10 protein-coding genes are annotated in these 10144 nt (G+C 67.3%); 4 read left to right on the forward strand and 6 right to left on the reverse strand.

What is annotated here, in order from left to right; translation table 11 throughout:
- The 4 genes from ACTJK0_RS21100 to ACTJK0_RS21115 all read left to right on the forward strand — a co-directional run.
- Positions 1-1024: YifB family Mg chelatase-like AAA ATPase (locus ACTJK0_RS21100; RefSeq protein ID WP_440746512.1), on the forward strand; the 1024-nt coding region annotated here is incomplete at its 5' end.
- Between the two features lie 53 nt (positions 1025-1077).
- Positions 1078-2253 carry a DNA-processing protein DprA gene (gene dprA / locus ACTJK0_RS21105; protein ID WP_440746517.1) on the forward strand — a complete coding sequence of 392 codons (1176 nt, stop codon included), beginning with the start codon at positions 1078-1080 and terminating at the stop codon, positions 2251-2253.
- 46 nt (positions 2254-2299) lie between these two features.
- Positions 2300-3226, forward strand: coding sequence for a tyrosine recombinase XerC (locus tag ACTJK0_RS21110; protein ID WP_440746513.1), 927 nt, complete (start codon positions 2300-2302; stop codon positions 3224-3226).
- 241 nt (positions 3227-3467) lie between these two features.
- Positions 3468-3971: a DUF3145 domain-containing protein gene (locus ACTJK0_RS21115; protein ID WP_440746514.1), complete on the forward strand. Its 504-nt coding sequence runs from the start codon at positions 3468-3470 to the stop codon at positions 3969-3971.
- Between the two features lie 141 nt (positions 3972-4112).
- Here ACTJK0_RS21115 and ACTJK0_RS21120 read toward each other — a convergent pair whose 3' ends face one another.
- From ACTJK0_RS21120 to ACTJK0_RS21145, 6 genes are all read right to left on the reverse strand, one after another.
- Complete coding sequence (locus tag ACTJK0_RS21120) at positions 4113-5348, reverse strand: beta-ketoacyl-[acyl-carrier-protein] synthase family protein (protein WP_440746515.1); 1236 nt, start codon at positions 5346-5348, stop codon at positions 4113-4115.
- Positions 5349-5522: 174 nt separating this feature from the next.
- Positions 5523-5768 (reverse strand): acyl carrier protein, encoded by a 246-nt coding sequence (locus ACTJK0_RS21125; protein WP_056335424.1) that lies wholly within the window; start codon positions 5766-5768, stop codon positions 5523-5525.
- Positions 5769-5845: 77 nt separating this feature from the next.
- Positions 5846-6907 carry a beta-ketoacyl-ACP synthase III gene (locus ACTJK0_RS21130; protein WP_110540928.1) on the reverse strand — a complete coding sequence of 354 codons (1062 nt, stop codon included), beginning with the start codon at positions 6905-6907 and terminating at the stop codon, positions 5846-5848.
- Complete coding sequence (locus ACTJK0_RS21135) at positions 6904-7833, reverse strand: ACP S-malonyltransferase (protein WP_181422313.1); 930 nt, start codon at positions 7831-7833, stop codon at positions 6904-6906. The genes ACTJK0_RS21130 and ACTJK0_RS21135 overlap by 4 nt, the downstream gene beginning before the upstream one ends.
- An 88-nt stretch (positions 7834-7921) precedes the next feature.
- Positions 7922-9166 (reverse strand): helix-turn-helix domain-containing protein, encoded by a 1245-nt coding sequence (locus tag ACTJK0_RS21140; protein ID WP_110540926.1) that lies wholly within the window; start codon positions 9164-9166, stop codon positions 7922-7924.
- 170 nt (positions 9167-9336) lie between these two features.
- Positions 9337-10144: transketolase-like TK C-terminal-containing protein (locus ACTJK0_RS21145; RefSeq protein WP_440746516.1), on the reverse strand; the 808-nt coding region annotated here is incomplete at its 5' end.

A 10144-nucleotide genomic window follows, 5' to 3' on the forward strand; every position in this document is an offset into this window, starting at 1 on the left:
GCAGGAACAGTTGAGGAAGTGGGCAGATCTCATGGCCACCAGTGGGCAGTTCTACTGGCCGTCAGTGGGCAATTTCGTGGCCGCCTATGGGCAGTTTTTCATGGCCGCTTACACAAGGATCGCAGCACCGACGTTTCACGCTGTTATTCGCATTCCTCCAGGTGCGGGCAAGACGATGCTGGCCGAGCGCCTGCCCGGTCTCCTGCCCGATCTCGGTGACCACGAATCCATGGAGGTCACCGCCATCCACTCGCTGTGCGGCCTGCCGTCATCCACGGTCCAGCTCCTGCGTCGGCCACCGTTTGAGAACCCGCACCATTCAGCCACCGCAGCCGCCATCATCGGCGGCGGATCGGGCCTGCCCCGGCCTGGTGCCGCCTCCCGTGCCCATCGGGGCGTGCTGTTCCTTGATGAAGCCCCGGAATATGAACGCAGGGTGCTGGACGCCCTGCGGCAGCCGCTGGAGAGCGGGGAGCTGGTGATCCACCGGTCGGCCGGGACCGCAGCGTACCCGGCAAGGTTCCAGTTGGTGCTCGCTGCCAATCCCTGCCCCTGCGGCAAGGCGTCGGGCAAGGGGCTTGAGTGCACATGTACGCCCATGATGCGCCGCCGCTACCTCGCCAGGATGTCCGGTCCGCTGCTGGACCGCGTGGACATCCAACTGCAGGTGGAGCGGGTGTCGCTGGCTGAGTTCGGACAGGCAGGGAAAGAGGAGGACACCGCATTGGTGGCGGCCAGGGTGCGTGACGCGCGGGCGCGCCAGGCCGAACGCCTTGGCTGCTTCAGCCTTGAAACAAATTCGCAGGTTCCTGGCCGCATCCTGCGTGGCGAACTGCGGCTGGCCCCGGCCGCCACCCGCATCCTTGACCAGTCCCTGGAGCGGGGACTGCTGACCGCGCGGGGCTACGACAGGGTCCTGCGGCTCGCGTGGACGCTGGCAGACCTTGGCCACCGGGAAACGCCCGACTCAAACGACATCGGCCAGGCGCTCGGCCTGCGGCAGGCCGCCGCTGCCGCAGCATGAGAAGGATGGCAGGCGTGAACGAGCTGAACGAACCGCAGTTGAAGGAGCCCCGCATGGACCCGGAACGGTTGGCGCGGGCCGCGCTTTCCCGGCTGATGGAACCGCAGGATGCCGCGGGCCTGGCCCTGGTGCAGATTTGCGGGGCGACGGAGGCCCTGCGCATCGCCACGGGCCAGACGGCGCCGGGGCCAGGGCTGGAACACCGGATCACGTCAGTGCTGGCCGACAGCGGGACCAGCAGCTGGGCGGGGCTGGCTGCTGCGTTGAAGCGCTGGCAGCCCCGCATCCCCGATCTGGCACCTGAACGGGACCTTGCAACCATGGCCCGCATTGGCGGCAGGCTGATCATTCCCTCCGATGAGCTGTGGCCGGCCCAGCTCGCCGACCTCGGAATCCAGGAACCCATCTGCCTGTGGTGGCGTGGCCAGCCACAGCCATTGCCGCCGGCGGACAAGTGCGTCGCCCTGGTGGGGTCCCGGGACAGCACCAGCTATGGGGCAGCGGTCACGGGAGACCTCGCCTACTCCCTGGGGCAGCGCGGCTACACGATTGTCTCCGGCGGAGCCTACGGAATCGACGCCCACGCCCACCGCGCAGCCCTTGCCGGCGGCACCTCCGCAATACCCACGATTGCCGTCATGGCCGGGGGAGTGGACCGCTTCTACCCGTCAGGGAACGATGACCTCCTGCGCGCCGTGGCCAACCAGGGAGCGGTGCTGGCCGAGGTGCCACCGGGGTCGGCGCCCACCCGGTACCGCTTCCTGCAACGGAACCGCCTCATCGCGGCCCTCTCGTCGGTCACCGTGGTCGTGGAGGCCCGCTGGCGCTCGGGGGCGCTGAACACCGCCCACCACGCGGAAACCCTGGGCCGTGCCGTCGGTGCCGTTCCGGGATCGGTCCACAGCGCCAACTCAGCGGGCTGCCACCGGCTTCTCCGCGACGGGGGAGCAGTCTGCGTCACTGACGCCGCGGAAGTTGCCGAGCTCGCCTCACCCAGCGGAATGTCCCTGCCCGATCAAAAAACGGGGGACGCGGCGGTGCAGGATGGGCTGACGCTTGAGGACCTGATCCTGCTGGATGCCCTCCCCCTTCGCTCCACCACCTCGGTGGAAAAGCTGTCGGCCGTAGCAGGGCTGGGACTGGAATCGGTGCGGGCGGGCCTGGGCAGGCTGGGTCTCCTTGGCCTGGCGGTATCGGAACGGGGCGGTTGGAAACGCGGCAAGCCATAACCGTGTCGCCTAGGGACGAAGGCCATGCAACTGGGAAAGTAGAGGAGTGGAAGATGGAGAGCTGCCCGCGGAACTCGGCAAGGCGCTGGACGCGTTCGCAGGCTACCTGTCGGGCGAACGCGCGGTGTCAGCGCACACCAGGCGCGCGTACCTGGGCGACCTGCACGGCCTCCTGGCCCATGCAGCATCGGAAGGCGTCGCAGTGCTGGGCGACCTTGAGCTGGGAACCTTCCGCCGCTGGCTCGGCAGCCAAAGTTCCGCAGGCGCCTCGCGGGCAACGTTGGCACGCCGGTCCGCCACGGCCCGGGCATTCACCGCCTGGGCGCTCCGGGAAGAACTCATTGACGTGGACCCTGCCCTGCGCCTGAAGGCGCCCAAGCGGGAGGGATCGCTGCCCGCCGTCCTGCAGGCATCCCAGCTGTCGCGCCTGCTGGAGGGACTGGACGCCTCGGCGGCTGAAGGCCAGCCCCTGGCCGTGCGGAACCGGGCCGTCGTGGAGCTCCTCTACGCCACGGGCATCCGCGTGGGCGAACTCGCCGGGCTCGATATCGATGACCTCGACCCGGACCGCCGCACGTTGCGGGTCATCGGCAAAGGCAACAAGGAACGCACGGTCCCGTTTGGAGTGCCTGCCGCGGTGGCCATTGACGACTGGCTCCGGCGTGGCCGTCCCGCACTGGCGAAAGATTCCAGCGGGCCCGCCCTTTTCCTGGGGGTGCGGGGCAAGCGGGTGGACCAGCGCCAGGTCCGCGCCCTGGTCAGCGCCCTGTTCGAGGCCCTGGGCGATACGTCCGCGTCCGGACCGCACGCCCTGCGGCATTCGGCTGCCACGCATTTGCTCGACGGCGGAGCCGACCTTCGGGCAGTGCAGGAGATCCTGGGCCACAGCAGCCTCGCCACCACCCAGATCTACACCCACGTCTCGGTCGACCGGCTGCGCAAGAGCTACCAGCAGGCCCATCCAAGGGCCTGATGGCTGTGGCTAATCGCACTGGCGTAATTCCACGGGGTACGGCACAATAAGAGTCACGTCCGGCAACTTTCAAGTGCCGCTTGAAGCTCTCTGGAGCTTTGGGCGGGAGTGCAAGTCCGGACACAGCTTCATTTGATACATCTGAATACAGTCAGGGAACCACCGCCGCAGTGCAGGGCACGGCAGTTCCATCCAGGCAGAGGTCGTTGGGGAAGACGTACCTAGAGCTATGGAGGATGGAATGTCTGTTGCAATGACCCGCGGTGTACTGTTCGTTCACTCGGCCCCTACGGCGCTGTGCCCCCACGTTGAGTGGGCGGTTGGTGCCGTGGTGGACAAGCGGACGGACCTGGAGTGGACCCCGCAGCCTGCGGCGCCCGGAATGTTCCGGGCGGAGTTGTCCTGGACCGGGACCCCCGGCGCGGGATCAAAACTGGCGTCCTGCCTTCGAGGTTGGGCGCACCTCCGCTATGAGGTAACGGAGGAGCCAAGCCACGGCGTGGACGGCGGCCGCTGGTCACACACGCCTGAGCTGGGTATCTTCCATGCCGTTACCGATGTCCACGGCAACATCATGGTCTCCGAGGACCGGATCCGGTATGCCTACGAGTCAGGCGCGGGCGACCCCGCTGCCGTGTACCACGAACTCTCCCTCGCCCTGGGCGAAGCCTGGGACGAGGAACTTGAACCGTTCCGCCACGCTGCCGAGGGCGCTCCCGTTCGCTGGCTGCACCAGGTGGGCTGACCGCCGTCGTCCGTTCCATCCGTGGCCTTCGGCCGCCGATGATCGCCGGTACCGCAGCCCACTCAACCCTCCATAGCAAAAGGAGGCCCCGCCAAGCCGGCGGGGCCTCCTTTGGTGTCCGGGCGTCTTCCCGGGCTGGGGCTATATGCTGCGGATTGCCACGACGGCGTTGTGGCCGCCGAAGCCGAAGGAGTTGCTCAGCGCCACGATGCTCCCTGCAGGGAGATCGCGGGCGGAGGTGACCACGTCGAGCGGGATCTCCGGGTCCTGGTTTTCAAGGTTGATGGTGACAGGCGCCTTGCGCTCGTGGACGGCCAGCACGGTCAGGACTGCCTCGACCGCGCCCGAAGCGCCCAGAAGGTGGCCCATCTGGGACTTGGTGGCTGAGACAGCCACGTTGTCCACATGGGTGCCCAAAGCTGCCCGCAGGGCCGTGTACTCCGGCTTGTCGCCGACGGGAGTGGAGGTGGCGTGCGCGTTGACGTGCACCACGTCTTCTGCCTGGATGCGGCCATCGAACATGGCGGCCTTCAGCGCGCGGGTGGCGCCAAGTCCTTGCGGGTCCGGGGCGGTGATGTGGTAGGCGTCCGCGGTCACGGACGTTCCGGCCAGCTCGGCGTAGATGCGCGCTCCACGGGCCAGGGCGTGCTCCTCGGCCTCCAGGACCAGGGCGCCGGCGCCTTCACCCATGACGAAGCCGTCACGGGCGGTATCGTACGGGCGCGAGGCACGCTCGGGCTCGTCGTTGCGGCGGGACAGGGCCTGCATGGACGCGAATGCTGCCAGCGGCATGGGGTGGATGGCAGCTTCCGCACCGCCGCACATCACCACGTCAGCCTTGCCGGAGCGGATGAGCTCCAGGCCGAGGTGCATGGCTTCGGTGCCCGAGGCGCAGGCTGACACGGGAGTGTGGGCGCCGGCCCGGGCACCAAGGTCCAGGCTGACGGCGGCAGCAACGCCGTTGGGCATCAGCATGGGAACGGTCATGGGCAGGACGCGGCGCGGGCCCTTTTCCTTCAGGGTGTCCCAGGCATCCAGCAGCGTCCAGACCCCGCCGATGCCGGTGGCAAAGGCGACGGCCAGTCGGTCCTGGTCGAACTCGGTGATGCCGGAGTCAGCCCAGGCCTCACGGGCAGCGATGACCCCGAACTGGGTGGACGGGTCCATCCGCTTGGCTTCAAGGCGGGTCAGCACGTCCAAGGCAGGTGTGCTGCACCGGGCGGCGAAGTGGACGGGGAGTTCGTACTTGGCTACCCAGTCGTCCTCCAGGGTGCGGGCACCGGAGACCCCCTTGAGGGCGTTGTTCCACATGGTGGGGACATCGCCGCCGATGGGCGTGGTGGCACCCAGACCGGTAATGACTACTTTGCGTGTCATGGGATCACTCTTTCGTCGGTGGGGAATCCGGCTGCGCCTGTCGCAGGGTCCCGCACATATTGATGATCGGCCAGTCCCGGTCGGGGCACTGTGCCGGATAAATGCGGCGGGCTGCCAGTCCGGTCAGTCCGGACCGGCAGCCCTGCCAAGCCGTGAGACGGCAGAGACCTGTGACTAGGCCTGTGCTCCGGAGATGAAGCTGACGGCGTCGCCAACGGTCTTGAGGTTCTTGACCTCTTCGTCAGGGATGCGCACGCCGAACTTTTCCTCGGCGTTGACCACAATGGTCATCATGGAGATGGAGTCGATGTCCAGGTCCTCGGTGAAGGACTTGTCCAGCTCGACGGCCTCGGGGGCCAGGCCGGTTTCTTCGTTGACGATTTCAGCCAAGCCGGCCAGGATCTCTTCGTTGCTAGCCATTGGTGGCTCCTTTTCTTGTATTGCCGGCAGGGGCTGCCGGAAACGGTCCGGGCCGCGGTTGCGGCCCTTGGTCGTATCTAGGGAAGGACAATTACCTGTGCGCCGAAGACCAGACCGGCACCGAACCCAATCTGCAGGGCCAGCCCTCCGCTCAGTTCCGGGTTCTCCTGCAGGAGGCGGTGCGTGGCCAGCGGGATGGATGCGGCGGAGGTGTTGCCGGCGTCGGCAATGTCCCGTGCCACTGTAACCGTCTCGGGCAGCTTCAGCTTCTTAACCATTTCATCGATGATGCGCATGTTGGCCTGGTGCGGGATGAAGGCAACCAGGTCCTCGGCTTCGATGCCGGCGGCGTCGAGTGCCTGCTGGGCCACCTTGGCCATCTCCCACACCGCCCAGCGGAACACGGTCTGGCCGTCCTGCCGGAGGGTGGGATACAGCTCCTGGGCCTCCTCCAGGAGTGCGAGGTCGCCGGTGGAGTCGGACTGCCGGGCCGCCAGGCCCAGGTCGCGGACGTCAAGCAGGGAACGGGTCATGCCGATGGCGTCCCACTTGCTGCCGTCCGAGCCCCACACGGAGGGCGCGATGCCAGGGGTTTCGGAAGGACCGATGACGACGGCGCCGGCACCGTCGCCGAGCAGGAAGGAGATGGTGCGTTCCCGGTTGTCAATGACGTCGGAGAGCTTCTCGGCGCCAACCACCAGGACATACTTTGCGGCGCCGGAACGCACCAGGGCGTCGGCCTGGGCGATCCCGTAGCAGTAACCGGCGCAGGCGGCGGAGATATCGAAGGCCGGGGCAGGCGTGGCGCCGATCCGGTCGGCCAGGCTCGCGGCCGCGGAGGGAGTGGCGTACGGGTGCGTGACGGTGGAGACAATGACGGCGCCGAGCTGCGAGCCGTCAATCCCGGCCTTCGCCATGGCTTCACGGGCGGCGCCTTCAGCCATATCGATGACGCTGACGTCGGCGGGAGCCCGGTGGCGGGTCACGATGCCGGTCCGCTGGCGGATCCATTCGTCCGAGGAATCAATCCACTGGCAGACGTCCTCATTAGTGACGATGACGTCGGGCCGGTACGCCCCGAGGCCAAGGATGCGGGTGTTCTCCTGGATGGGAGTCTGCTTCAGCGTGGGGACGCTCATGCGTTGCCCTCCAGTTCTGCAAATAGTGCCAATGCGGCGGACAGGTCATCAGGGGTTTTGACCGCGACGGTCTTGACGCCCGGCATGCCACGCTTGGCGAGGCCCGCCAGCGTGCCTGCCGGAGCGAGCTCGATCAAGCCCGTCACGCCCCGGCTGGCCATGGTCTCCATACACAGGTCCCAGCGGACCGGGCGGGAGACCTGGGCGATGAGGCTTTCGACGGCGGCACCTCCGTCGGTGACCTCGCCGCCGTCGTAATTCGACAGCAAAGGCACCTTGGGTGCCAACGGGTTCAGCTCCGGCTCAAGCGCCTTCAGTGCGTCCACTGCGGGCGCCATGTGGCGGGTGTGGAACGCTCCTGCCACCTTCAGCGGGATGACGCGTGCCTTGGCCGGCGGGTTGTCCGCCAGGGCCTTCAACTGCTCGAAAGTTCCTGCCGCCACGGTCTGTCCTGCACCGTTGACGTTGGCAGGCGCCGCACCGGAGGCCTCAATGGCCGCCAGCACGTCGGCGGGGTCGCCGCCGACGACGGCGCTCATGCCGGTGGGGGTGACGGCGGCCGCAGCGGCCATGCTGTTGGCACGCTCGCGGACAAAGGTCATCGCTTCCTTCTCCGTCAGTACCCCGGCAAGGGCGGCTGCCGTGATTTCGCCCACGGAGTGGCCGGCCAGGATCACCGGGAGGGAATTGAGTTCGACATCGAAGAGGGAGGCCGCGGTAACCAGTCCGGCGGCAACGATCAGGGGCTGCGCCACGGCAGTGTCCTTGATGGTTTCCTCGTCGGAGGTGGTCCCGTGGGCGATCAGGTCGATGCCTGCGATGTCGCTCAGGGCGGCCAGCTGGCCTGCCACCGAAGGAAGTTCCAGCCAGGGGGCCAGGAAACCCGGGGTCTGTGAGCCCTGTCCAGGGCAGACTATTGCAAGCACGTAACCAGCTTTCCAAATTACTGTGTGATCCAGCGGTGTTTCACCGCACCAAGCTCACGGGGTCAGGTTGTAGGAAGTCTACAATGCCTCAGGGCTGGTTCCGGGACACTTGGCGCTCCGTGGCGGCCTTCGGAGGGGCCGAAAGGCGGCCCACCACCAGTGCGGCCTGCAGCACGAACGCCTCCCGGGGCAGCAGGGGGTCCCAGCCCGTGACGTCGCAGACCCGCTTCAGGCGGTAGCGCACCGTATTCGCGTGGACGAAGAGCTCGCGGGCCGTGGCCTCCAGGGAATGGCCCAGCTCCAGGTAGGTTCCCAGGGTTTCCACCAGGCCGTTGGACGCCGCCAGGAGCGGCCGGTAAATGTTCTTGACCAGTGAGCGGCGGGCTGCGTCATCGCCGGAGATTACCCGTTCCGGCAGGAGGTCGTCGGCGGCCACGGGGCGCGGCGCGGAGGGCCAGGCGCGCGCGGCGGTCAACCCCGCAAAGGCCGACTGGGCGGAGCCGCTGGCCTCCATCAGCGAACTGGCCTCGGGGCCGTACACCACAGGTCCCGGGGCGAACATTTCACTGAGCTTCACGTAGGCGGTTTCGCGGTCCTGCACCCCGCCCAGGATGAGGATGAGGCGGTCACCCTGGATGCCCACGAGTGCGTCCTCGGCGTACCGGCCGGCGATCCGCCGCAGCTCACTGACATAGCTGGCGCTTGGTTCGGACGGCGAATTCCCCACCATCACGGTAAAGCGTTCCTGGGCCTTCCAGCCAAGAGCCGCGATCCGGGATCGCAGGGCATCGGTGTTTTCACCGCGCAGGATCGCATCCACGATCAGGGCTTCCAGCCGGGTGTCCCACGAACCGCGGGACTCGGCCGCCCGCGCGTAGACGTCGGCGGCGGCGAAGGCGACTTCCCTGGAATAACGCAGGACCGCCTCGCGCAGGGAGGGCTGGTCGGCTTCCGGCGCAATCACCGGAACCTGGTCCTCCACCACTTCCACCACGATCCTGATCAGCTGCAACGCCTTCTGCAGGCTGATCGAGCGGGTCAGTTCCGTGGGCGCCGTCCCAAAGACGTCCGTAAGGATCCACGACGGGGAACTGGGCCGCTCGTACCACGTGACGAACGCCGCGATGCCGTTCTGCGCCACCATGCCCAGCGCCGACCGCTCATCCGCACTCAGCCGGCTGTACCAAGGCAGGGACTGCTCCAGTTTGCGCATGGTGCTGGTGGACAGCTGCCCCACATTGGCGCGAAGCTGCTTGAGGGTCTCGGACTTCTCCGGAGTGACCTTCGGCGGGGCCGGTTTCCGCTTCTGGGACGGGCTGGCTGGTGCTGGCATTCTTTGAGCATACGGCCACCGCCGCGCAAGCTCCATTTGTGCGAAGGCTACAATCCGGCTTGTCGCGGCTCACAGCGTTACCGACCGTTCCGCCGACAAACGACGGCGGCCCCCTCCTTGTGGAGGGGACCGCCGTCGTTCAGTGCTGTCGTCCGAAGCCGCCGGGCAGGCTAGGCCTCGCCTCCTGCGTTGCCGGTGGTTCCGGCGTTGACGTTGAGCAGCTTGTACTTCTCAATCGCCTTGACCGGGGAATCCACGTCAACTTCGCCGCGGCGCGCCAGCATTTCAAGGGCACGCACCACGATGGAGTGGGTGTCGTTCTTGAAGTAGCGGCGGGCTGCTGCGCGGGTGTCGGAGAAGCCGAAGCCGTCGGCGCCGAGGGTGGCGAATTCGTTGGGGACGAATTGCCGGATCTGGTCCGGGATGGCTTTCATGTAGTCCGAGACGGCGACGATGGGGCCGGTGGCGCCTTCGAGTTGCTGGGTGACGAACGGGGTGCGGGCGGGTTGGCCGGGGTTGAGGAAGGCTTCCTCTTCGGCGGCGAGTCCGTCGCGGCGCAGTTCGTTCCAGGAGGTGACGGACCAGACGTCGGCGGAGACGTTCCAGTCGTCGGCGAGGATGCGCTGGGCTTCGAGGGCCCAGGGCACGGAGACGCCGGAGGCGAGGATCTGGGTGCGGGGACCGTCGATCTTTGCCGGGGCGAGCAGGTAGATGCCCTTGATGACGCCTTCGGTGTCGAGGTTTTCCGGTTCGGCGGGCTGGACGATGGGTTCGTTGTACACGGTGAGGTAGTACATGACGTTCTGGTCGTCCGAGTCCGGGCCGTACATGCGTTCGAGGCCGGAGCGCATGATGTGGCCGATTTCGTAGCCGTAGGCGGGGTCGTAGGTGACCACTGCCGGGTTGGTGGAGGCGAGCAGGGGGGAGTGTCCGTCGGCGTGCTGGAGGCCTTCGCCGGTGAGGGTGGTCCTGCCTGCG

The sequence above is a fragment of the Paenarthrobacter sp. 22069 genome (genome assembly GCF_052046035.1).
GTDB lineage: Bacteria > Actinomycetota > Actinomycetes > Actinomycetales > Micrococcaceae > Arthrobacter.

Excerpts from the sequence above, each read along its gene's own strand:
- ACTJK0_RS21125 (WP_056335424.1), bottom strand. The coding sequence starts at position 5,768 with ATGGCTAGCAACGAAGAGATCCTGGCCGGCTTGGCTGAAATCGTCAAC.
- ACTJK0_RS21140 (WP_110540926.1), bottom strand. The coding sequence starts at position 9,166 with ATGCCAGCACCAGCCAGCCCGTCCCAGAAGCGGAAACCGGCCCCGCCG.
- dprA (WP_440746517.1), top strand. The coding sequence starts at position 1,078 with ATGGACCCGGAACGGTTGGCGCGGGCCGCGCTTTCCCGGCTGATGGAA.
- ACTJK0_RS21120 (WP_440746515.1), bottom strand. The coding sequence starts at position 5,348 with ATGACACGCAAAGTAGTCATTACCGGTCTGGGTGCCACCACGCCCATC.
- ACTJK0_RS21130 (WP_110540928.1), bottom strand. The coding sequence starts at position 6,907 with ATGAGCGTCCCCACGCTGAAGCAGACTCCCATCCAGGAGAACACCCGC.
- ACTJK0_RS21115 (WP_440746514.1), top strand. The coding sequence starts at position 3,468 with ATGTCTGTTGCAATGACCCGCGGTGTACTGTTCGTTCACTCGGCCCCT.